Raw genomic sequence first — 24,803 nt, forward strand, 5'->3', positions numbered from 1 at the left:
CTGCTTCTTCACCTGAGCGAATGAAGATAGAGAGTGTGACTCCTCACACCTAATGGCAAAAGAAATACACACCGATAAATCTATACCTGATATCTATCATAAAGATCCCTGAATTAATTTTCAGTAACCTTTTTCACCTTATTGAAAAAAATAGCATTATTACGTAGATAGCTTATTTGGTAGTTTTTTTTATGTATTTTTATCTTTTGGCAAGTGATTTTGTTCTGATAGATCATCAGTGGCAAAGAATAAAAGGAATTTATTCAGGAAGAAAAGTGTTGGGTTTTAAGGCAAGTGATTATTCTTATCCTTCCAATATAAAAACGCCATTAATGGCGTTTTTAATCATAATATTACTTAATATGTTTTGATTGCATCATCAATAATTCTCTGACTAATTCAACGCAGCTTAAGAAGCGTTCGTCATAATCAGGGGAATTCACTTTGATATATTCAATATTGTTTTTATCTAGCATTTCCATCAGTAAAGTTTGGAAGAGGCGACGATCTTTTTCACTGCCTAAGCTCCGTAAACCATCCGCTACCCATGGCGTATTATTTTCCAAAACAATAACTAAATCAAAACGATACTCATCAATAAGTGCTTGTACGAAAGGGTGCTCTTTACCTTCATAACGTAAACAAAATGCTTGAGTAGTGACAAAATCCGTATCAATAAAAGCCACTTTATTGGCATATTTAACAGCAAAATCAATATATTGAGCATGTCCCAATGCAATTTTATCATAGTCAGAATATTGCAATGCCATCTCATCACCGCCTAAATGTGAAAAGACATAATCACGACCATATTCCCATGCACTCGTGGTATTGAAAATATTGGCAAGCTTATTGACTAATGTTGATTTACCACTAGATTCACCGCCTAAAATAGCCACTGTGCGCACGAAAAAGGGTTTAACTTCTGTTGGAATATATTCCCAATATTTAAAAGGCGCTTGGCGAATTTGACTGCCACTGATATTCATAAATGAGCGTTCAGGATCAATCAGAACCGTTTCAATCCCCAAGAAAGCATTATATTGATCCGCATCTTCTCGCTCACTGGTATAGATAAAATCAGGTGTAATTTGTTTTTCACGTAAAAACGTTTTTATGCCTTCACTCCACATTTCCCAACCATGGGGCTGTGGCTCAATACCGTGTTCGTCAAACTCATGAATACGAATATTTTTTTGATATTTAAAAGTTTGTAATAACCAGCGTAATCTGTCACTGACAGTCGGTTGCTGTGACATCGCACTATTGATAAATAGATCCTTATCGCGAGGTTCGTCATGGCAGAGGATCACATGTAATTCATCAACTTGACTACAAGCACGTTGAATTAAATAAATATGCCCAGTATGAAGAGGATAAAACTTACCAAAAATGACACCAATTGTTTTCTTTTTGATGGGATATTCTAACCCCAAAAATTGGTGTAATGCCGACATTTTTTGCGCACTGGGGCTCTTGATTTTATTATTAATCAATTGGCTAAGATAGCCTTTTGTCATATCACTTTCATCAGCAACGTGTTGTAAGGTATACCCATTTTTTCTGATAGCCTGTTTGATATAATCAAAAGGTCCCATAATTAACTCCTTTAGAAGTCTTCTAAATCATCAAGAACAGATAAGGCGTCTGACAGTTTTTTCACACCATACACTTTCATATCCGGTGGATTTTTCTTTGGCATATTTGCACTCGGTACAATGGCTCGTTTAAAACCATGTTTTGCTGCTTCTGCTATTCGCTCTTGCCCACTAGGTACAGGTCGAATTTCTCCCGCAAGGCCAACTTCACCAAATATCACTAAATCGCGTGGTAAAGGACGATTACGAAAACTCGATACTAATGATAGTAACAAGGCTAAATCAGCACTGGTTTCTGTGACTTTAACCCCTCCCACCACATTGACAAAAACGTCTTGGTCAGACATTTGTAATCCGCCATGGCGGTGTAAAACGGCAAGTAGAATAGCAAGGCGATTTTGCTCTAACCCCACAGCCACACGGCGTGGATTTGATAGCATTGAGTGATCAACTAAGGCTTGGATCTCCACTAATAATGGTCGAGTACCTTCCCATACCACCATCACAGAACTTCCTGATGTAATTTCATCCCCTCGACTTAAAAAGATAGCCGAGGGATTACTCACTTCACGTAATCCCTGTTCTGTCATCGCAAAGACACCCAATTCATTAACGGCACCAAAACGGTTTTTATGACTGCGCAGAGTACGAAAACGAGAGTCTGTTTCACCATCTAGCATAACAGAGCAGTCAATACAGTGTTCTAGCACTTTAGGCCCCGCTAATGTGCCATCTTTTGTTACATGGCCCACCATAATAATGGCAACATCATTGGTTTTAGCAAAGCGAGTCAGATAAGCGGCCGTTTCACGCACTTGGGCAACACTGCCCGGTGAAGATTGAATGTCTGCCATATGCATTACTTGAATAGAGTCAATCACCATTAATTTAGGTTGTTCTTGTGAGGCAATTAAACAAATTTGTTCGATACTGGTTTCTGACAACATATTAAGTTCTGCTGTCGGTAAACCTAATCGATGTGCACGCATAGCAACCTGTTGAAGTGACTCTTCACCCGTCACATAAAGTGTTTTCATTTGTGTCGCTAAAAGACACATGGTTTGCAGTAATAAGGTACTTTTACCCGCACCTGGGTTACCCCCAATTAAGATGGCACTTCCAGGTACAACACCGCCCCCTAAAACACGGTCAAATTCTTTAAATCCTGTTGAAAATCGAGGTAATGCTTCAAGGCTAATTTCAGATAATTTTTGTACTCGGCTAACGCCTTTAGCATCACCAGCAAAGCCACTAAAGCGCTCATTACGGGAGGAAGGGGTGGCCGCAAGACGAATTTCTGTAATTGTATTCCATGCATGACAAGCCGAGCATTGCCCTTGCCAACGAGGATAATCTGCACCACATTCATTACATACAAAGGCTCTTTTTGCTGCTTTTGCCACACTTCTCTCCCTACGATAACAATTCTAAAAAACGCATTTAGCGCTCTTCGTGTTTTAAACCACCACTTAAAATACACATCACGCCCATTAAATCAGCATGACGGATAGCGACTTTTGCCTGAGCATACACTTTGGGTTTTGCATGATAGGCAATACCCAATCCTGCTTTTCTCAACATTTTAAGATCGTTTGCGCCATCACCGATGGCAATGGTTTGCTCCATTGGGATCTCTAAATCTTTAGCTAAACGCGCAAGCACTTGAGCTTTATATTTCGCATCAACAATGGTGCCTTTTACTTTGCCTGTCAGCTTGCCATCTTTAATTTCAAGGTGATTAGCAATCGCCGCCACTAAGCGTAATTTTTGTTTTAAATTATCTGCAAAATAAGTGAAACCGCCAGATGCGATAGCAATATGCCAATCCATTGCTTGAAGTTTACGTACCAGACTCGTTAATCCTGGCATAAGCGGTAAATCATCCATCACTTTTTGCAAAATAGAAGCATCGGCTCCTTTAAGTTCAGCAACACGGAGTTTTAAACTTTCACTAAAATCCATTTCACCTTGCATAGCGCGTTCTGTTATTGCCGCAACTTTATCACCCACTCCCGCAAGTTTGGCGATTTCATCAATGCACTCAATTTGAATAGCCGTTGAGTCCATATCCATCACTAAAAGCCCAGGAGAACGCAAGCGAGGAATTTCACCTAGTGGAACGACATCTAGGCCACATTCATCAGATAAACGGCGAATTCTACGGGTTAGGCTTCCTGCAATACGCACAACTTGGTAATCATCAATACGCCATGAAGAAACCACCACAATTGCCACGCCTAATTTATGCTGGAACTCACTTATTCTTTTCTTATCAAGTTCACGACCATAAAGTAACCATCCGCTATCGCCAGCACGATAATCCAGTGGCATCACCTCTTCACCACTAAGTGATAACGGCAGACCTGGCCATTTACGGATTTCATCCGGTAAATAGCAATAGGTCAGACTATTTGACATACTTATTCTCCTGTTTTCCCCTGTCTGAACAAAATAATCGTTATTCAGCCTATTCTATCTCTGGCTCATCTGGCAACATGCATATACTTGCTTACGCAAAAGGATGAACATGCTTAAAGACAAACTAAAATTCAAACTACAAAAAACGGCGATTATACTGATTTGTATCGCACTATTGGCATTTCTTATGCAAGGCGCGTCTTATTTTAGCCGTGCTAATCAGCATGCCCGTATTACCCAGTTTGAAGAGCTTGCAAAAACGCTGGCAGAACAAGTTGCGTTCTCTTTATCCACTTATCTGGATGACAGTAGCAAAGATAACGTAAATCCCCTCATTATGGCTAATTTAAATCATCTAACTCACAATAGTCGGGTGCTTGATGCCAGTCTTTATTTAGAAGATGGTACACAAATAGCGCATAGTGGTGAAAATGTCACTGTTAAAGAGCGATTAGCACTAGAAGGGCAAAAAAGTGGTGGTTCTTTTAATCACCAACTTGTTGTTCCCGTACCGGGCAAAGATAAACCGAAGGGTTTTTTAAGGCTAACATTAGATACTCACCAGTTGGTCACTGAATCAAGCCAAGTCGATAACACAACAAATTTATTACGTGTGATGCTGTTAGTTGCGCTCGCCATTGGCTTTTTACTTTCACATAACCTACTTCAGTTAACACCAGTGCATTGGCAACAATCGCCTTATTTATTAACGGCAAATTTACCGCCTCGTACTGAAAAAGAAGAAGATCAAGAAAGCGAAGATCAAAATAATGAAGGAAATGAATCAAAAGAGAGTGTCAGAGAAGAGAATAATGACACTGATAATAAAATAGATAAAACATAAATTCTTACTCTTTTAACAAACTACTCAGTGAGTTTAGTGGATCATTAACTGAACTCACTTTTTTTATATCTAATAAGCCATAACTCAAATTAGATATATCTAATTTATACGTATTTTCGTGCTATTTCCTTAATCTTTAAAGGGGTTTTGTTTAAAGTCACGGTAAATTCTGACTAAGTCATTAACCTGAAAAATAAGTTTTAAATCTTTTTCTGGCTCTTTGAGTGCTGAGGTGGTTATGACTGAACAATCCGTTATCGAACGCTGTCAACAAATCGTAGAAAATTCAACTCTTTCTCCTGAACAAAAACGTCATTTTCTCGCGTTAGAAGCTGAGAATATGCTGCCTTATCCATCACTTTCTATGGATGCCGCAAAAGCGCTTGATGAACGGGTTATTTGCGATATGTATGAAGGTCATGCCCCTTACAAACCGCGCTATGTCTTACCGGATTATGCGAAGTTTTTAGCACAAGGTTCCCATTATTTAGAATTAGAGCCGGCTCAAGATTTTGATGATGCGCTGAATATGCTCAGTATTCTTTATCATCATGTTCCGTCGGTTACCTCTATGCCAGTATATTTAGGTCGTATCGATAAAATTTTACTGCCTTATGTGGGTGAACTTACCGAAGAGCAGCTTTACCCTAAATTAAAACGCTTCTGGCGTTATCTTGATAGAACCCTGCCAGATGCGTTTATGCATGCCAATATTGGGCCTGAAGACTCAATTCTTACCCGATTAATTCTTAAAGTGGATGTTGAACTTCAACAAGTCGCCCCTAATCTCACATTTATTTATGATGCGAATTCAACACCAACAGATCTACTTCACCAAGCCATCACTAATATTTGCCACAGCAGTAAACCCCATATAGCTAATGGTACGTTGCAAGATGCAGTATTCGGTAAAGATGAATATGGAATTGTTAGTTGTTATAACTCTCTGCCTCAAAGTGGCGGTGGTAGCACCTTAGTGCGTATAAACCTCAAAGAGGTTGCACAGCGTAGCCAAAATAGCCTCGATTTTCTTAATAAGATATTGCCTTTTTATATGCAAAAACAAATTGAGATCATTGATGCTCGTTGTGAGTTTCTCTATGAAAAATCTCACTTTTTTAACCAAAGTTTTTTAGTGGAAGAAGGCTTGATTTCACCCGATCGTTTTGCCCCCATGTTTGGTATTTATGGCATGGCTGAAGCAGTTGCTCTGTTACTTGAAAAAGAAGGTCAACAAGCTGCTTATGGTGATAATGAGTCTGCTAATAAACTCAGTTACATCATCAGTGAAAAGTTAGCGCAATTTGTTGCAGATACACCGGTTAAATATGGTTGGAAACATCGGGCAATGCTACATGCACAATCCGGTATTAGTTCAGATATTGGTACTACGCCAGCAACTCGTATTCCTTATGGTAAAGAGCCTGATCCCGTGACACATTTAATGACTGTCGCACCTCACCATCAATTTTATACTTCAGGTATCAGTGATATTTTAACAGTGGATGAAACCATTAAACAAAATCCAGATGCCTTAATGCAGCTCTGCTTAGGTGCATTTGCTTCTGGGCTAAGGGAGTTTACCGCTAACGTAGGTGGTAATGATTTAGTGCGTGTCACGGGTTATATGGTGCGCCTATCCGACTTGAAAAAATACAAAGAAGAAGGCTCTCGCTTAAATACCACTTGGCTGGGTGATGAAGCGACGGCAAACTGTCATATTGCTGAACGTAAACCTCGAGTTATTAGCCATGAACAGCAGATGCGCTTCAATAAATAAGATCCTTCCTTTCTCTTGTGTAGATGGCCCAGGCAATCGCCTAGCCATCTTCTTACAAGGGTGTAATTTGCGTTGCAAGAGTTGTCACAATCCTTATACGATGGGGATCTGTGACAATTGTGGTGATTGCATTCCAACCTGTCCTCAACAAGCACTTTCATTACAAAAGGGTGTTATAAGTTGGAACAGTGCCAGTTGTGAACAATGCGACACCTGTATTCAGCAATGTCCACGGCAATCAAGCCCAATGACATTAACCTACACTGTTGATGAGCTTATTACGATCACACGTAAATATGCAGCATTTATTAATGGTGTTACAGTGAGTGGTGGTGAATCTACGTTACAACTCCCTTTTTTAATTGATTATTTTAAAGCAATAAAAGAAGCGCCTGATCTGAAGCATCTTACTTGTTTAATCGACAGTAATGGCACTCTTTCACTTAATGGCTGGCAAAAAATCGCCCCATATATGGATGGTGCTATGATTGATTTAAAAAGTTGGAGTGAAGAAACGCATCTTTATTTAACAGGAAGAGGTAATCAACGAATTAAAGAGTCAATCAAATGGTTAGCTAATAATAATTTACTTACAGAATTACGCCTTTTATATATTCCAGAAAAAACTGATTACTTAGAGAATATTGAATTACTTTCTCTGTTTATTAATTCACTGAAAGAATCTATTCCAGTGAGAATTAATGCTTTTCATAATCATGGTGTTTATGGTGAAGCAAGTAAATGGAGACCCGCTTATAGAGAAGAAATCATAACATTACAAAATGAATTAACACTTAGAAAAATAAATTTAATTAATAAACCCAATATTAACTTATAATAATAGTAAGTTTAAAACCATTATATATTATATTCATTTTATTTTATCCAATTGACTTTAATTAATACAGAAGTTAACCTCCTGTAAAAACTCGTCTATGGATACCCACAATGAAAATAAAATATAATTCAATATTATTGATACTATGCTCAACATATGCATTCCCTATTAATTCTTATGGTAACTATAATATAGAAAATATAGGATATTCAGTTTATAAACCTTTTAGCATTAATAATAGCGTACCTGAATATCATTACTTTAGTAATAAGAAAAAAGAATATATTAAATATCTCCACGGTGGTATTTTAGAAAAAAATAACAAGAACCAACAATTAATTATGCCATTTGGAAGTATATACATATATACAAAAATAAATGATCAGGTCCTTTCTACATATAATGATATAGCTGATAAATTTGAAGGTGCAGTAAGAAAAAACGTTCCTGATTATAACGTTAGAAACACACCTTATTTCAATACAAGTTTCCTACCAAATGAATTATTTATTAGTATGGATGGTGGCAAAACCCAAAAAAAAATAAATAAAGATAATAACCCAAAATTAGACACCCTTTATCTATCTCATATTTCAAAAAATGGTAAAACAGTTGTTGGGTATGCTACAGAATCTAAATCTATATTAGATGAGATGATTAAAAAAAATGCCATTACAGCAAAAACAAACAATTGTGATGAGAGTGGTGAGAGTGGTGAATGCTATATTTTTTCCTATAATATAAAAGATGATATCTTTTCTATTTTAAAAAGAAACATAACCATTAAATATTTAACTAAAGATGGTGATTTCATTTTATATAAATCCAATACTGAAAATATAAATAAAAAAAATACTAATTTATTTATTTATAATATAAATAAAAAAGAAGAATTCGAATTAACATTTGATAATGTTAATAAACATTTAGCTAATCATCCAGAAAAAGATATCTTACTTACATCAATCACTAAATACCCTTTTTTAAATGGAATAAAAGAAATAAGAGATATTGATATTCAGAAGGTTAGTGATAATGGAAAAGTTTTTATTGGTCAATTAAACCGAGACCTAACTAAGAAACAATTAAATGATAGTAATTATCCTAAAATTGCGTTTGTCACGACAAAAACAGGCCCTATACAAGAAATTAGTTTCTCTAAATTCGGTTCTTCAAAACTTACGGATATCTCAGCAGATGGAAACTATAGTGTTGGCTGGGGAGAAATTTGGCATGATGATTATACAATTACACTACCTCATAATAAAATAAAAACTTCTTCAGCACTTTTTAGCCAAGCACTGCGCTATGACTTATCCAATAAAACACTTATCAATATTGGTAACCTTTCTAAAGTAAATGGATCCGCATTTAGAAATGCCAGAGCGACTGATATTTCCGCTGATGGTCAATATATTATAGGGTGGTCTGAAACTGATGATTATAACCTAGAAACTATTCCAAAAACATTGGCAGGTACCGGTCATAAAGCCTTTATGATGTTTCATCGTCATGGCTTTATTCATTACAATGATTATATGTATGATTTAGGGACACTTAACAACGGTAAAGATTCAGAAGCACATGCCATTACGGATGACGGAAGAATTATTTATGGGCTGTCTACTGATAAACATAATAATTGGCGCCAAGTTATCTGGAGAAATGATCAACTCAGTGATAAATATCTCAATGACGAAAAACAAAAAATTGCAGATGAAAATAACAAACAAGCAGAACAAGATCGCTTAGATAAAGCACAAGCCGAGAAAGCCAAAGCCGAGCAAGATCGCTTAGACAAAGCGCAAGCAGAGAAAGCCAAAGCCGAGCAAGATCGCTTAGAAAAAGAGCAAGCCGAGAAAGCCAAAGCCGAGCAAGATCGCTTAGATAAAGAAAAAGCAAACACAAAGCCCGTTATCGCTATCAGCAATCCCATTGATATAGAAAATACATATCGCTCTATGCAAATGGCGGCTGAAAATGGTTACAAAGCGATAAACATGCAACAAGGACAACTACGTTACCTAGCCTCGGCAACTTGTAACGTTGGATTAGATAAAGCATGTATCAGTGGATTTACACACCACCAGCGTTTAAGTAATGCTAATGCTACACAAACAGGCTTAAGTGGTGCTTACCGTGTAGATATTCGCAATATGCCTGTCGTGTTAGGTCTAGCATTTGATACCGATATTTATTCTTCATTACCTAAAGGCTATCAATATCAAGGTTATCCACTACCTTTAATCGGATTTAGCATCGATTTAATTCCGTCTCTGAGTCTTAAACCAAATAATAATGCGCTACACCTTTCTTTAAAAGGTGCCTATTTAAACCGTAAAGTCTCAATAAAACGCCCGTTACTTGCTGATACTGAAGAAGGTAAAGGTGATGCGAAACTTAAAGGATATCACATTGATCTTCAAGGCTATTATCCTTACAGCCTAAAATCCACACTCACATTAACGCCTTTTGCAGGGATCACCTTTACTGAAATGTCGCGTTCAGCTTACAGCGAAACACAAGGCGCTCATTTTGCTGCACACTATGACAAACTCAATACAGACGCTATCTTTGCCAAGTTTGGATTAGGTTTAGAGTATTTATTAGGTTCATCAATGATACTTACTACCAAAGCGGGTATGTATTGGCATATCACACAACATCAGAGTAATTTTAATAGTCATATTGAATATTTAGGTACGCAATCTATTGATTATACTGAGAATAAAAAACCGTTAAAACAACGTCCATTTGCACACACAGGATTAACTTATCAATTTGATAATCGCTCGTCGCTTAATACTTCTGTAAATTGGGAAATGACAACTTATCGCTATCATGATGTACAATTAGGCATGAGCTATACCTATCGTTTTTAAGATTAATTAATCTACTCCCTATCTAATTTTTAGGTAGGGAGTGAAATCTATCGATGAAAAAACAATAAATAAGGAAGATAAATTGAATATTACTTTTGAAGATACGATGTTGTCGTAAATTGTTTATTGTCATCAACCCACCACACTTTTGTCGAAACCTTCTCAAGTAACGCTTTGTTGTGACTAAAGATTATCAAGCTTAAAGGACGTCTTTGGCTTTCTTCTATTAATACTCGCCAAATATCGGCTTGAATTTGTGCATCTAATTGTGCCGTTACTTCATCGGCAATCAAGATTTGAGTACGAGGATCAAGCGCCCTTAATAAGGCAATACGAGCCAATTCTCCACCTGATAATTCGTTAGGTCGGCGCGCTAACCACTCTTGTTTTATCCGTAATTTATCAAACCAACTTTCATCAGGCGTCCAAGCATCTTGGAGGCTATTTCCAATTGTTCGAAAAGGATTAAAGCATTTATCAGGATGTTGAGGAACTAATTGGATAGGGCAATAACCTTTAGTCGATAAAGGCTTTTGATTAAGTAGGATCTTACCGCTGGATGGTGCTTGCCACTGCGCTAGAACTCGACCTAATGTCGTTTTCCCTGTACCGCTTGGTGCTGAAATACCCAGCCTTTCTCCTGCTTCTAACGAAAAGGAGAGATCTTGCCATAACATCTTACCTGCTTGCTGAACAGATAATTGTTTTAACTCTAAAAGTGGCATAAAGATAACTCCAGAAATAACAGATAAAATGTATGAAAAATAAGGCTTAAAAATACAATATTATAATGGATTAAGTGATGTTTCTTTTGTATTAATAAATTGTTGTTCAGGTAATGCATTCCACAGTGTTTTTAACCATTCGCTACCTTCATGACGATTAAGCACCGTAGCAGGGATAACTTCATTGACCTCACCTTGATTAAGCACCGCTATCGTATCTGCGAAACGTGCAGCAAGAGCTAAATCATGTGTTACCCAAAGCACAGATTTACCCTGATTACATAACTCTCTTAAATGCCCAAGCAACAGACATGCGTGCTCATCATCAAGCCATGAGGTAATTTCATCAGCCAATATATATTGAGCATTAGATAATGTTGCATTACAGGCCAATACACGTTTTGCCATACCACCTGAAAGTTTGGCCGGATAGGTTTTAACTAACGAGCCGGATAGATGATAAAGCCCTAATTGCCGCACAATATCATCTGATGTAACTTCAGCACCACTCAAATGCGCTGAGCGGCTTAATTGTTCACCGATACAAATTAAAGGATTAAGTGCTGTCACGCCCTGAGGAATATAACAAAAAGTATTACCACGGTATGCAATCAACTCTCGCTCACTCAATGTATGCCCATTCAGTTTAATCGCACCACGTACTCGCATATTTGCAGGCAATAACCCCAGTGCGCTTTGTAGTAGTAAGCTTTTACCTTCACCGCTACCGCCAACTAGAGCAAGCATCTTTCCCGGTTTAATATCCAGAGAGATTGATTTTAGCAACGGTTGCCAATTTCGTTTTCCTAGCCAACGAAATTGTGCAATATCAATGGATAGTTGCTCAAAACTTAACATCCTGCTCCTCTTAACCACAATTGTTGCATTGCTTTAGCAAATTGATCGAAAATCAATACTAGACACATTAAAATCAATCCCGGAAACACCACCATCCACCAAGAACCTGTACTTAAATAGCGTAATGCATCAGCCAATAATAAACCAAGAGAAGGCTCATGAGCTGCTTGTCCAAATCCTAAAAAGCTTAATGCTGCGCTATGTAATACTGCATGAGGAAACATCAGTAACGTTCCCACAATCCACTGCGGTAATAACATGGGGATATAATGTTTTTTTACACATTCAAAAGGTGAATTGCCAATACGACGCGATAACATCACATAATCCGCTTCACGGATACGCTGAATTTCACCTCGTAAAATCAACGCAAGTTTAGGCCAATGAGTTAATGCCACTGCCCAAATCACCCCTTGCTGCCCTCCCCCTAATGTAAAACAGATCAAAATCAACAATAACAAATGTGGTAATGCCAAAAGTGCATCCACAACCCCTCGAACAAAAAAATCACAATAGCGATTGATCGAAGAGATACCGGCAAAAATCAGTGCAATTGCGCCACTGACAACGGCACTTGTCACACCGATATTGAGGCTACTTAACATCCCTTGAAAGCAACGTAACCACAAAGAACGGCCTAGATTATCTGTACCAAACCAATATTGCTCAGATGGCGCTTGGTTTCTTGCCAAAAAGTCCATTGCAATATCAGTATGAGAAACTGAAAAACCGTAAGCCACTAACCCTATCAGAGCGAGTGTAACTAATAACAATCTCAATAAAGGCTTGTTGGGATCGTAAATCATAAGTCTCGCAAAATTCCTTTATTAATACGTCTTAATAATGTGTTAGAAATACTATTACCAAAGAAAATCAAAATAGTGCTGAAAACAACAATCCCCATTAAGAGAGGAATATCTCCTCTTAATCCCGCATCAACCGTCGCTTGCCCTAAGCCTGGATAAGCAAATACTTTTTCAGCCAAAAGAGAGCCACCAAGTAATTCACCAATTGATGCAAACTGTAAGCAAAGTGCGGGCGTAATGGCATGACGTAGAACATGAAATAGCATCATAGCCCAACCTTTATCACCTTGAGCCTTAGCAAAATGGATAAATTCACTGCCCATCACTTCGGCAACTTTCGCACGAGTATGCAGCGCAATATTCCCTGTGCCTAATAATCCAAGCGCAATCATAGGTAAAATAAGATGAGAAAAACGTTGGCTTAACGTTGCTGTTTCGGCACTACTTCCCATTGGCCACGCACAACAAATTGGCGCCCAATGCAAGGTGACAGAAAACAGAGATAACAGCAGTAATCCTACCCAGAACGTTGGTAACGCGGCTAATAAATAAGATAAAGTAGAAATAATTCTATCTGGCCAACGATTAAGGTATCGACCCGCCACTAATCCCATCACAACACCAATAACACCTGAAAATACCCACGCTGAAAAAAGTAAAATAAAGGAAGGTCCCGCACGCTCACGAATAACATCAATAACAGGCATGTTATATAGCATGGAATAGCCAAAATCCCCTTGAATGATTTGGCTAAACCAGAGCCAAAATCGCATCCATAAAGGCTGATCAATTCCCCAACGTGCTGCGATTAAAGGGTATTGTTCAGGAGGAACATTCAGGAGATCACTGCCGATATAAGCCTTGATAGGATCAATCGGTGAAAAACTTAATAAAATAAAAACACCCGCTGTTGTCACCAACAGCAGGCAGAGTAATCGCAGGAAAAAACCTGCACTTTGACGTATTACTGACAAGTCCACTTCCAAGTATCTACACTATTTAATAATGACCATGAACCATGGATTTCAGGTGTTCCTGTACCCAGATCAACACAAGGATTAGTTAGGTAAGTGTGTTGCACATTCATCAGCCAAGCCCAAGCAGCATCACCTTTTACACCAACGCCATTTTTACCATCCCACTCAACGGCTTTCCAATGAGGAACGGCTTCTTGCCATGTATGAGCATCGAGTGCTGCTTGCAGATGTTTTTCCACTTCAGGATTTTTATAATAACCGGGGTTATAGTAACCAACACCAGCCGCATTTTCGCTGTAGTGATGATATAACTCCATAGGATCAAGACTTCCCCAACCGAATAAAGTTGGATTTGAGTGCATATAACGCTCTACAGTATCCCAGCTCCCTGATTTAAGATCCATTTGGATACCAAGAGGCTGTACTAATGCACGAACTGACTCTGCTAAATCGCGACGTGTCGCATCACCACTGGTATACCACAAGGTTAATTTAGCCTCTAAACCGTCTTTTTCACGAATACCATTTTTATTGAGTTTCCAACCTGCATCTTCAAGAATTTGTTTTGCCTTTTCAACATCACCATCTTTAAATGCTGCTTCAGTTTGATCCCAAGGTAGTCCTTTTACACCGGTATAAGCGGGAACCGCATAACCATCAAGAACTTGTTCTGACAGTAATTTACGGTCAAGAGCATAATTTATAGCTTTACGGATAGCGATATCAGCCGTGATATCATTACCTATATCATAGCCTTGTGCATTCTTTTCACCTGATTTTACCATTGGGAAAACAATACCGCGATTTTCAACACTTGGTCTTTCCCATAATTTTGTATTAGGTAAATTTTTAGCAATAGCCGCGGTTGCTGGTGGAATGCGAACGATGCCTAATTGCCCACTTTGAGCAGCGGCAAAGGCCGCATCTTCATCAAGAAAAACAAAAATGAGCTTTTCAAAATCGTTTTTCTGCCCTGCATAATAAGGGTTAGCCTCAACAATTAATTGTTGGCCCGGTTGGAAACTGACCATGCGATAAGGACCTGCACCAATTGGCTTTTGTGCATAAGTTTTTTCATCATACTTATCAGCAGAGACAATGCCTAACGAACCTAATACATTAACAAACGTACTCTGTGGTGCTTTTAAGGTAATAGTGACATGTAAATCATCATCTGCTTTTGCAGAAAGAAAATTCCCCATATCTACTTTACCGCCACTTGCAGCCGCATTGTTATAAGTAAACACAATATCTTTTGCCGTTAGTGGTAAGCCATCCGAAAATTTTAAATCGGGTTTTAATGCTAATTTCCATGTTTTGCCATCTTCACTTGGCTGGTAGTCGCTTAACATATTGCTATACCAAGAGAGATCCGCATTTTGCTTTAACAATGGGCTATGAAGAAGTAAATAGCTACCATGGCTCCACCCCAACATTGGGTCAAAACCTTCGGTTGGCTCTTCGCCAATAGCCAGTTTTAACGTTTGAGCAGATGTTGCAAAAGGGACGCTTAGTGCGGCTAAGCAAGCTAAAGTTACTAATGATTGCCGCCAACCAAACCGAATAGACATAAAACATTCTCCGATTTTTTAGATACGACTTATCTCCAGTCTCTAATCCCATTAGAAAAGAGGCTGAAATAAGATAAATAACAATGATAATTATGATGCTCTACAATTATTGCAGATAAAGAATAAATCAGTGACACCATAATAAAATTTTTCATTCAACTACTCGAATAATATTCGACAGTTTATTGATTTTACATAAACTTTTATTAAGCAGTATTATTCATTATGGCAAACTTCTAGCAAGTGCACAGTATTTTTCTAATAAATAAGTTATATATTTATCATTGAATTTATCAGTGAGCGCAAAACGAAATAAAGTGACTTTTTAACGAAATTAGATTATTTCATTTTATTTAATATGCATTAAAAATAAAGAAGGCACATTATTGTGCCTTCTTGTGATTATGAATTTAATATTTTCTTTAATTTAAAATAGCGCCGGCCTAAACGCCAACGTAATCTAAAATCTTTTGCATTCTGCCAGATAAGTGCCCAAATTCCTCTATCGAAAAGCTCTTTAACTATTTGTTTTTTAACTTCAATAGATTGAATAGCGCCGATTGAGTGAATAATTCCTAAACCTTCTTTTGCGATTTGCCAATAACATGCATTAATATTTTTAACGATATCCTTATGCTTTTGATTAATAGCATCAAGCATCTCTAATATTTTCATGTAATTATGAATAGTTCGAACATGAATAGTATCATTAGGCGTTGCATGAGAAACAGATTCAGAGTGAATAAAATAGTCGTAATAACGCTCATCAATATATTTAACACGTTTGGCAGTTAATAATGCCTCCGTTGTCCATGGAATATCTTGATGATGTAAGCCTGGCTCAAAATAATAACCATGTGCAAGTAGAAATTCGCGTCGATAAATATTCAACCAAGTTACATGTAAGAATTTTTTAGAGTTTAATGCTATTTTTAACCACTGTGGTCCCGTTAAAACATCCGTTGAATGTAATCGGTTAGATGGGAAAATAGGACGTGAAGGACGCCCATCAGCATAAACATAATTACCATTGCAAGTCGCAATATCTAAATCATCAGCAAGAGCGATTTCGAGTAAACGAGAATACATTCTGGCATCAATAACATCGTCTATATCCGGAAAAGCGACATATTTTCCACGGGCAACATGAAAACCAGTGTTACGAGCAACGGAAACGCCTTGGTTTTCTTGTGTCAAAATAGTGACATCAGGGAATTTATCTTTCCATTCATTAAGTATTTTTAGAGAACTATCTTTAGAACCATCATCAACAAGAATAAGCTCCCAACTTTCTAGTTTTTGTGTTTGTAAGTAGCTAAAAAACTGAGGTAAGAATTTTTCGCCATTGTAAACAGCAACAACAATACTTAATTGAGGCGCAAAAGAAGACATAACCAACCTTTTTTTATTCTTAGTAAGAGGAAAATTTAATTGCCATCATTTGACTTAAGGATAACAAACATCATTACCCACATATCAAGCTATTCATGCGATCCTATATTGAGATTTAAGACAAAAAGTGGCTTTTCTACTAATTCGAAGCAAAAATCATTATTAATAAGGAATTAGTATAGTTAACTTTAGAAATACCCGATGAAGAAAAGGTTAAGCAACGCTATTTTTTAAAAGAGATGGCTAAAGGAAAACTTAAGGTTAGAGAGGAGAATAGATGTTATTAGCAATAGAATAACTTAACAATGAGTAATATAAGTTACAAAAAACACTTTTTTTATAATTAATGATACTTATATTACTCATTAACGAAAAACATCCGCAAAGCGGATGTTTTAGTTTTTATCTATATGAATAATCTTTGGATACTTGTTCTACTTTTATTCTTCGATATCTTCTTCATCACAAACTTCAAGCTCCGGAAAGTAATCAACTCGCCAAGACTTGATACCTTGATAAATTTCATCAACGGCATTTTTTACTGCTTCGGTCATTGGATAATAAAAACCGACTAAATCAGGTTGGATACCTAGAAAAGTGATATCAGGAATATCATCTTTTAATTGATCAATAAGAAAATTCAGCGGCATATTATGGGTGCTCATAATAAACATTTCCGCTATATAATCAGGATCTATCACCCTGATCTCACCCGGATTTAAACCAATATCAGCAGCATCAACAATGACAACACATTGCGGTTGTAGCTCTCTTACTTGGTAAGAAACATTCTCAGGCGCACTTCCCCCATTGATAACAATCCATCCATCAATAGGGTTTGCTTCCATTAACTCGGCAAGCAGAGGGCCTGCACCATCATCCCCCATCATACTATTGCCTACCGTTAATACCACTTTAGGTGCTGTCATTGCTTCACTCATGGTTTTCTCTTCACTATCAAATAAATCGCAGGTTCTGCGTGGATCTCACCCAGTAATTTAATCAGCGTTTGACTCCACTCACTAAAAATAGGATCGTCACTTTTTGTAATAGGATCAAATGCTAACGCTAATAAGTGAGTATGCTCAGAATTAATATTGATTTCACCAAATGTCAGTAATCCATGCATTTTGCGCTTAGCTTCACCTTCAGGTAATAAATCAATCCACTCTTTATATTTTTCTAAAGGGCAGACTAACTCTGTTTTTAAACAGTCAATCATTCCCACATGGTGGCCAATTGCAAGCGAGTAATACATCACCTGTTGCGCTTGTTCAGGAATATCATCATCACTATCTACAAACTTTTGTCTTAATGACCAAAAGTAAACTTTAGCGTCATCAGGCATATATGCCTCCTTGACTTAAAGAGTAAACCAAGCGTTTTACAATCTCTGATAAACGAGGATCGTTAGCTTGTCGTAACCATTCATCAACACGACCACTCACTTCTTGAATTGTGGCACCTTCAAGTAACGTCAAGAAATGATCACTGATTTGTCTTCCTTGGTAATAACCTGCAAGACGACGCGCTTCACGCTCAATCATTACCCGAGCATCAAGAGGAATAGAAGGTAAAATAAGTGAAGCTTTTTCATTCTCAACTTCTATATGTGATTCGCCTTTTAATTTCTGATCAAGCAAACCTAAAGCAACAGCAAAACCATAAATAGTTGCTGCTGGCGTTGGAGGACATCCTGGGATCCATACATCAATAGGCACAATAGATTCGCTACCACCCCATACGCAATACAGATCGTGGAAAATACCGCCACCACAGCCACAAGCGCCATAAGAGATACAGATTTTTGGATCTGGCGCTGATTCATAGGCACGTAATGCAGGAACACGCATTTGGCGCGTTACGGCGCCAGTGAATAATAAAATATCAGCGTGACGAGGTGAGGCTACCACTTTGATACCAAAACGTTCAGCATCAAAAACGGGTGTAATTGCAGAGAAAATTTCAATCTCACAACCATTACAACCACCACAGTCAACACGATAAACATAAGCTGAACGCTGAATATCTTTCAACAATGTTTGCTTTAGCTTTTGTACCTGATCATCTAAGGTGATTGGTTGGCTAACATGATGATTAATGGGAATTTCTGGTAGACTCATTTTATTTTACTCCCGATCTCGCCCATACTAATATTTTCACGGCCATCAGATAATAAGTTATGTTTACGCTTACATTCAGGGCAAGTTTCAAATTGTGGTCGCATTGCTTCCACGGTATTTTCATCCCAACCCGATTGCACTAATAATGCCATCGCATATTCAACGGATTTTTTAGGGGTAAATGGCTGATGGCACTCACGGCAATTCAATAACTTAAACGTTCCTTTTATATAAAGGTCTGATTTTTTCGTCACTGCCGTTTCAAACATATCTGATAAAACAATCGCTCTTGTTGGGCAAACTTCTTCACAGCGACCACAGTAAATACAGCGACCAATAAACAGTTGCCAGTGACGCTCACCTGTTTCTAAATTGGTTTCCATTGTTAATGCATTGGCAGGGCAAGCCGCAGTACAAGCACCACAAACAATACACTGCTGTGGATCATATTCAGGCTTTCCTCTAAAACCATCCGGTAAATCCAGTGGTTTAAATGGATATTTTGTTGTTGCTTCGCCTGTTTTGATTATGGTTTTAAACAATTTTAACATCGTTCATTCCCTCACTTGAGCGGCGAATTTTTACGTTCGATGCTATAACGTTCAATTTCTTTATAAGAAACTGTTTTAGATTTACGTTTTTTCACATCGACGAGCGTTACCCTGTCAGTACAGGAATAGCAAGGGTCAAGGCTACCGATAATCAATGGTGCATCAGATACGGTATTGCCTTGCAACATATAACGTAATACAGGCCAGTTAGCATAAGTCGCAGCACGACAACGCCAGCGGAAGAGTTTTTGGTTATCACCCAACATACTCCAGTGAACATCTTCACCGCGTGGTGCTTCTGTAAAACCCAGTGCAAATTTATATGGCTGATAGGTAAAGCCTTCTGTTAATAACGGGCCTTCTGGCAGGTTATCTAAGGCATATTCAATCATTGAAAGTGAATCAAGGACTTCTTTAATACGAACCATAACGCGTGAGAATACATCGCCACCTTCATAACTAAAGAGTGTCAGAGGAAGATTGCCATAATCAGCAAATGGGTGGTCAAAACGCACATCACGTTTAAAACCACTTGCTCTGATCATTGGACCTACAGGGCTAAAATCACGAGCAACTTTTTTATCTAAAATACCCACACCCACAGTCCGTTGTTCCATGTTAGGTGCAGTGAGAAGAACATCGACAAGTTCAGTTACTTCACGACGCATTTCTCTTATTAATTGAATAGTTTTAAGGCGCTGATCTTTTAAGATATCGCGACGAATACCACCAATTAAGTTTAAGCCATAGGTTTTACGTGCACCGGTGAGCATTTCTGCAATCTGCATTGATTTTTCACGAATGCGGAAAAATTGCATAAAACCAGTATCAAAACCTGTAAAGTGGCTCGCTAAACCAATATTTAATAAATGACTATGAAGACGTTCAACTTCTAATAAGATTGAACGAATGGTATGCGCACGACGTGGCACTTCAATACCTAACGCATTTTCAACAGAAGTCACATAGGCCACGCTGTGAGTGAAACCACAGATACCACACACGCGGTCTGATAAGAATGTCACTTCGTTATAACCCATTCGGGTTTCAGCCAGCTTTTCCATACCACGGTGAACATAGAACATGCGGTAATCGGCATCGACAATATTTTCACCGTCTACAAATAAGCGGAAATGTCCAGGCTCATCCGAAGTAATGTGCATAGGGCCGATAGGTACAACACGCGCATCTTGCTTACCTTCATTCACAAAAGGGTAAGTTTCAACTTCGGTTGTTGGTGCCGGACGTTGACGATAATCCATTGCATCTTTACGCAATGGATACATATCTTCTGGCCAGTCATCAGGAAGCACTAAACGACGCTCATCAGGTAAACCTACAGGAATAAGGCCATACATATCACGGATTTCGCGTTCACCCCAAACAGCAGCTGGTACTCGCGGTGTTACAGACGGAAATTCTAGCGTAATTGGACTAACATGGGCTTTAACTACAATCCAACATTTTTCACCCTCTTCCATTGATAATGCGTAGTACACGGCATAATCCCCGTTTAAACTACGTTCGTCATTACCAAATAAGACGGGTAACCAACCACCTAAGCCGTAATACAAATACTCCACCACTTCAGGAAGTGATTCTGTTTTTACTGTTATCGTCAATTGATCAGCGGTTTGTCGCTCTTCATCAAGAACAGCTGATGGGAATTTTTCACGAACTTTGGCTACATAATCTCCACCTAGTTCTTTCCCCTCTTTTCTACTGACATAATTTTGGTAGCTCACGTTACATCTCCTGAACTGATGTGGATTGATTGCTGATTAACGTTGTTGGCCATGCATAATTTGGTGATTCATTTTTATCAATATTCATCACGATATTAGCGGCATTTTCTAACAGCTCGCTGACAGGTTTAGGAATGTGAGTTCCCATTAACAACATAAGAGCAATCAGAATGACCATTGGTAATGTGGTTAAGATCCCCAGTTCACCTTTAACAACAACATCAGGTTTTGGACCAAAGACGGTTTTCGCCACCATACGAACTAATCCACCTAATACTATGGTTAATAACAATAATAATAGGATAGTTAAGCCAATGTGCTGAGAAGCTAAACCTGCCACAACAATCATAAATTCACTGATAAAGACGTTGAAAGGAGGCATTCCCCCTAACGCTAACGCGCCACCAGCAAAAAGAGCTGCACTTAATGGCATCACTTTAAACATACCTTTTACGACATTTAAATCACGTGTGCCATATTTCAATAACACGTTACCAGAGCCACAGAATAACAGTGCTTTCGCTAAACTGTGGTTTAAGGTGTGGAATAAAGCAGCCAAAATCCCAATTGGCCCACCAATTCCTAATGCCACGGCAATTAACCCCATGTTCTCCACACTGGAATACGCTAAAAGGCGTTTCATATCACGCTGAATAAGAATAAAGAAAGCCGCGATAGCCACAGAGAGGAAACCAAAAATCAGCAGTAAATTACGTGTAAATTCAGTGCCAATAGCAGCATCAATAATGATGTAGTAACGAATGATGATTAACAGAGCACAATTTAGTAATACTGCCGATAACAAGGCACTGACTGGGCTTGGTGCTTCACTGTGCGCATCGGGTAACCAAGCATGCATTGGGAATAACCCCGTTTTGGTACCAAAACCGATTAAAATAAAGACAAAAGCTAAATGCATCAGAGTTGGGTCTAACTGGTCTGTATATTTCAACACTTCAGTCCAGAAAATGGCCTGATCTGGATCAGGCATAAAGCTTGCGGCATTGGCATAAACCAAAATAGTACCGAAAAGACCAAACGCGACACCGACACTACAGATGATGATGTACTTCCACGCTGCTTCTAAAGAAGAACGCTGACCATAAATTCCTACTAAGAATGCAGAGCTTAGGGTTGTTGCTTCAATGGCTGCCCACATTAGGATCAGGTTATTACTGGTGACCGCTAATAACATGGTGAATAAAAACAGATGGAAGAAACCATAGTAATTACACAAAGTGCGTACTGAGATTTCACCCTCATCCACTTCGTGACCCATATAGCCAATAGAATAAAGCCCCGTTAAAAAGCCAATAATGCCTAAGATAGCGAGGAATAATGCACCTAAGCTATCAACGTGAACCCAATTCGCAGCAGCCAATATTTCGCCATGAGACATGACATCTGCCACAGTTCCTAATGCTGCGACTAACAAAACGGTGATACCAATCGCATGAATGCCTGTCACAACAGAACGAGCACCTGCTTTTAATAACGGACTCAGAAACGCTAGTATTGAAAATACCAACGGCGCAAACATTAAAATTGTTAACATGGTTGTTTGGTTCATCTCCTCACCCCTTCAGCGCGGTCAGTTGATCCACGTTCAGTGTGTTGAGCGTGCGGTAAATCTTACGAGCCAATACTGCCATCACAATCACAGCAAAGATGGCGTCAGTGGCAATACCAATTTCGACCAGTTCTGGTGCTCTCCATGCCAATAATGCCAGTGTTAAATGAGAGCCGTTTTCCATTAAACAGTAACCAAAAGCTTGTTTTAGGATATTGCGTTGAGTCACGATGCAAAGTAGCCCCAACATAAAGTGTCCCAGAGAAACTGCGAGTGCAGGTTTCAAATCAACAACCATTGGTATTTGAATTGGCTCAACCACAAACCAACTTAGAATGACGATAACAGCTGCAAGCAACATCAATAGCGCAGGGCTAATAACACTGATATTCGCACTAGGATCAGATAACTTACGAAATGCAAATCCTAAAATAAGTGGAACAAGCAGAACTTTAGTAAAGAAGGCGGTAATCGCCCAAAGTGTCAGTTGGTGTGCATCTAACGTATTCGCCAAGGTGACAAAAATCATCACCAATACGAAAGATTGCAATGCATAGAACCAACAAGAAGCAATCGGCTTTTTCGCGCCAATTACTAGTAGCGAAGTTATCATCATTAACCCCGCCAAATTATTTACGATAAGTGCTCCAGTCATGATTTATCTCCCTTATCCTAGCCAAGTGACTGCGATAACACTGGATGCAAAGGACATAATAATCAGTATTCCAATGACAATTTGCATCGCCATAGGAACAGATTGTCCTTCCTCAACTTCTTTACTTGGCTTGCCCGGTACAACACGGCCAAACCAGTAGATAAACCAAGTGAAGCTAGCAACAGATTCAATCAGCACCAGCACCATAATTGGTGTCATCACCCAGAAAATACTCGACAACTCAAAACCTGCGGCAAAAATTGGGAATTTACTAAAGAAGCCATTAAGTGGTGGAACACCTGCAATTGCCAACGCGGCGACACAGAAACCCACACCCAATAATGGATATTTATTAATTAGCCCTTTTAAGCGAGGCAACATGCGAGTACCGCAGCTATAACTCAATGCACCAGCAACTAAGAAGAACAAACTTTTAGCGAAGGCATGGTTAAAGATATAAGCAATACCGCCTTCAAACGCTTCACGCGGTCCGAAGATAGAGATAGATAATGCGAGGAAGATATAAGAGAGCTGAGTAATGGTTGACCATGCTAACAGGCGTTTCATATCTTTTTGTGGCAAATACATCATAAAGCCATAAATCAACGTGATAACCGCCATGGTAATACCCACCCACCCAATAAGATGAGGGACATCACCACCTGCTGACATAATGGCACGAGCAAAGATATAGACACCGACTTTCACCATTGATGCTGCGTGTAAGTAAGCACTCACAGGAGTTGGTGCTTCCATCGCATCAGGTAACCAAGCTTGTAGCGGTAGTTGAGCTGATTTACCCCAAGCTGCAAAGAGGATACCGCCAAACACAATCAGTTTGGTTGGCTCATCTAAGGTTGCAATTGCGGTTAATTCAAATGTACCCGTACTCACAAATAAGGTTGCAGCCGCGAGATAAAGACCGATTGAAGCAACGTGAGTGATCAACAACGCTTTCATTGCTGAGCGGAGTGATTTTTCAGATTGGTAGTAACCGATTAATCCCCAAGAACATCCTCCTGTGATTTCGAAAAACAGGAGTTGACCTAAAATAGTCGATGAAAGGACTAAACCAGCCATTGCTCCAATGAAAATCAGCAAGAAGGCATAATAGCGACGAGTACCCTCATGTGGATGCTCACGGTTGCCGTTAGTCAGATAGCCAGTAGAGTAAAAACTCACTAACAACCCTAAGAACACAACAGCGAAAGCAATCAAGGTACTGACACGGTCAATGGTAAAACCAAAGAGCGCAACGTCACCATATTGTATTAGCGTAATTGTGGTATCGACTTTACCTTCAGCGAGGAACTGCCAACCTAAAACAACTGTTCCTAATGTGGCTAATAAAGCGAAAAGTGTACATAACCACTTCGCCATCCGATTTGGCATTAAGGACGTAATCAACGCCCCCGCAAATGGGATGAGTAAGGTCGCAAGAGCTATATTTTCCATTGTAATCATCGCTCC

General features: G+C 38.7%; 21 protein-coding genes. 4 read left to right on the forward strand and 17 right to left on the reverse strand.

Annotation, left to right across the window (positions count from 1 at the left end; genetic code table 11):
• Positions 1–353: 353 nt before the first annotated feature.
• The 3 genes from nadR to serB are packed head-to-tail and all read right to left on the reverse strand — an operon-like array spanning position 354 to position 4,016.
• The gene (gene nadR, locus ABN080_RS13415; protein WP_349441245.1) at positions 354–1,598 is read right to left on the reverse strand and encodes a multifunctional transcriptional regulator/nicotinamide-nucleotide adenylyltransferase/ribosylnicotinamide kinase NadR; all 1,245 of its coding nucleotides are present in this window, start codon (positions 1,596–1,598) and stop codon (positions 354–356) included.
• 11 nt (positions 1,599–1,609) lie between these two features.
• A complete protein-coding gene (radA, locus tag ABN080_RS13420) occupies positions 1,610–3,001 on the reverse strand; it encodes a DNA repair protein RadA (RefSeq protein ID WP_072069019.1) in 1,392 nt (463 codons plus the stop codon).
• 37 nt (positions 3,002–3,038) lie between these two features.
• Positions 3,039–4,016, reverse strand: a complete 978-nt coding sequence (gene serB, locus ABN080_RS13425) for a phosphoserine phosphatase (RefSeq protein WP_196554861.1) — start codon at positions 4,014–4,016, stop codon at positions 3,039–3,041.
• Between the two features lie 109 nt (positions 4,017–4,125).
• On the opposite strand from serB, the gene ABN080_RS13430 reads away from it, so the two are divergent.
• The 4 genes from ABN080_RS13430 to ABN080_RS13445 all read left to right on the forward strand — a co-directional run bounded on the left by ABN080_RS13430 (position 4,126) and on the right by ABN080_RS13445 (position 10,360).
• The gene (locus ABN080_RS13430; RefSeq protein ID WP_349439475.1) at positions 4,126–4,860 is read left to right on the forward strand and encodes a YtjB family periplasmic protein; all 735 of its coding nucleotides are present in this window, start codon (positions 4,126–4,128) and stop codon (positions 4,858–4,860) included.
• 238 nt (positions 4,861–5,098) lie between these two features.
• Complete coding sequence (locus tag ABN080_RS13435; RefSeq protein WP_349441246.1) at positions 5,099–6,640, forward strand: YjjI family glycine radical enzyme; 1,542 nt, start codon at positions 5,099–5,101, stop codon at positions 6,638–6,640.
• Positions 6,612–7,478 carry a YjjW family glycine radical enzyme activase gene (locus tag ABN080_RS13440; RefSeq protein WP_349441247.1) on the forward strand — a complete coding sequence of 289 codons (867 nt, stop codon included), beginning with the start codon at positions 6,612–6,614 and terminating at the stop codon, positions 7,476–7,478. The genes ABN080_RS13435 and ABN080_RS13440 overlap by 29 nt, the downstream gene beginning before the upstream one ends.
• Before the next feature lie 515 nt (positions 7,479–7,993).
• A complete protein-coding gene (locus tag ABN080_RS13445; RefSeq protein ID WP_349441248.1) occupies positions 7,994–10,360 on the forward strand; it encodes an autotransporter domain-containing protein in 2,367 nt (788 codons plus the stop codon).
• Between the two features lie 89 nt (positions 10,361–10,449).
• On the opposite strand, the gene ABN080_RS13450 is transcribed toward ABN080_RS13445, so the two are convergent.
• The 14 genes from ABN080_RS13450 to ABN080_RS13515 all read right to left on the reverse strand — a co-directional run bounded on the left by ABN080_RS13450 (position 10,450) and on the right by ABN080_RS13515 (position 24,797).
• On the reverse strand, positions 10,450–11,085 hold the full coding sequence (locus ABN080_RS13450; RefSeq protein WP_349441249.1) for an ATP-binding cassette domain-containing protein: 636 nt from the start codon (positions 11,083–11,085) through the stop codon (positions 10,450–10,452).
• A gap of 60 nt (positions 11,086–11,145) precedes the next feature.
• On the reverse strand, positions 11,146–11,943 hold the full coding sequence (gene yntD / locus ABN080_RS13455; protein ID WP_349441250.1) for a nickel ABC transporter ATP-binding protein YntD: 798 nt from the start codon (positions 11,941–11,943) through the stop codon (positions 11,146–11,148).
• A complete protein-coding gene (gene yntC, locus ABN080_RS13460) occupies positions 11,937–12,749 on the reverse strand; it encodes a nickel ABC transporter permease YntC (protein ID WP_115350233.1) in 813 nt (270 codons plus the stop codon). The genes yntD and yntC overlap by 7 nt, the downstream gene beginning before the upstream one ends.
• Positions 12,746–13,729, reverse strand: a complete 984-nt coding sequence (gene yntB, locus ABN080_RS13465) for a nickel ABC transporter permease YntB (protein ID WP_371032919.1) — start codon at positions 13,727–13,729, stop codon at positions 12,746–12,748. Before yntB ends, yntC begins: the two co-directional genes overlap by 4 nt.
• Positions 13,714–15,297, reverse strand: coding sequence for an ABC transporter substrate-binding protein (locus tag ABN080_RS13470; protein ID WP_349441251.1), 1,584 nt, complete (start codon positions 15,295–15,297; stop codon positions 13,714–13,716). The genes yntB and ABN080_RS13470 overlap by 16 nt, the downstream gene beginning before the upstream one ends.
• Before the next feature lie 402 nt (positions 15,298–15,699).
• On the reverse strand, positions 15,700–16,689 hold the full coding sequence (locus ABN080_RS13475) for a glycosyltransferase (protein WP_197269862.1): 990 nt from the start codon (positions 16,687–16,689) through the stop codon (positions 15,700–15,702).
• A gap of 440 nt (positions 16,690–17,129) precedes the next feature.
• Positions 17,130–17,630: a hydrogenase maturation peptidase HycI gene (hycI, locus tag ABN080_RS13480; RefSeq protein ID WP_072069030.1), complete on the reverse strand. Its 501-nt coding sequence runs from the start codon at positions 17,628–17,630 to the stop codon at positions 17,130–17,132.
• A complete protein-coding gene (locus ABN080_RS13485; protein ID WP_072069031.1) occupies positions 17,627–18,037 on the reverse strand; it encodes a formate hydrogenlyase maturation HycH family protein in 411 nt (136 codons plus the stop codon). The genes hycI and ABN080_RS13485 overlap by 4 nt, the downstream gene beginning before the upstream one ends.
• Complete coding sequence (locus ABN080_RS13490; protein ID WP_072069032.1) at positions 18,030–18,812, reverse strand: NADH-quinone oxidoreductase subunit B family protein; 783 nt, start codon at positions 18,810–18,812, stop codon at positions 18,030–18,032. Before ABN080_RS13490 ends, ABN080_RS13485 begins: the two co-directional genes overlap by 8 nt.
• Complete coding sequence (gene hyfH / locus ABN080_RS13495) at positions 18,809–19,363, reverse strand: hydrogenase 4 subunit H (protein WP_349441252.1); 555 nt, start codon at positions 19,361–19,363, stop codon at positions 18,809–18,811. The genes ABN080_RS13490 and hyfH overlap by 4 nt, the downstream gene beginning before the upstream one ends.
• Positions 19,364–19,374: 11 nt before the next feature.
• Positions 19,375–21,108, reverse strand: a complete 1,734-nt coding sequence (locus ABN080_RS13500) for a hydrogenase large subunit (RefSeq protein WP_196554483.1) — start codon at positions 21,106–21,108, stop codon at positions 19,375–19,377.
• 1 nt (position 21,109) lies between these two features.
• Positions 21,110–22,678 (reverse strand): hydrogenase 4 subunit F, encoded by a 1,569-nt coding sequence (locus ABN080_RS13505; protein WP_349439471.1) that lies wholly within the window; start codon positions 22,676–22,678, stop codon positions 21,110–21,112.
• Between the two features lie 4 nt (positions 22,679–22,682).
• Positions 22,683–23,333 (reverse strand): hydrogenase 4 membrane subunit, encoded by a 651-nt coding sequence (gene hyfE, locus ABN080_RS13510; protein WP_036934333.1) that lies wholly within the window; start codon positions 23,331–23,333, stop codon positions 22,683–22,685.
• 12 nt (positions 23,334–23,345) lie between these two features.
• Positions 23,346–24,797 carry a hydrogenase 4 subunit D gene (locus tag ABN080_RS13515; protein ID WP_340893901.1) on the reverse strand — a complete coding sequence of 484 codons (1,452 nt, stop codon included), beginning with the start codon at positions 24,795–24,797 and terminating at the stop codon, positions 23,346–23,348.
• Positions 24,798–24,803 lie beyond the last annotated feature (6 nt).

Origin of the sequence: Proteus sp. fly-1089, from assembly GCF_040138965.1 — a bacterium.
Classification (GTDB): domain Bacteria; phylum Pseudomonadota; class Gammaproteobacteria; order Enterobacterales; family Enterobacteriaceae; genus Proteus; species Proteus vulgaris_B.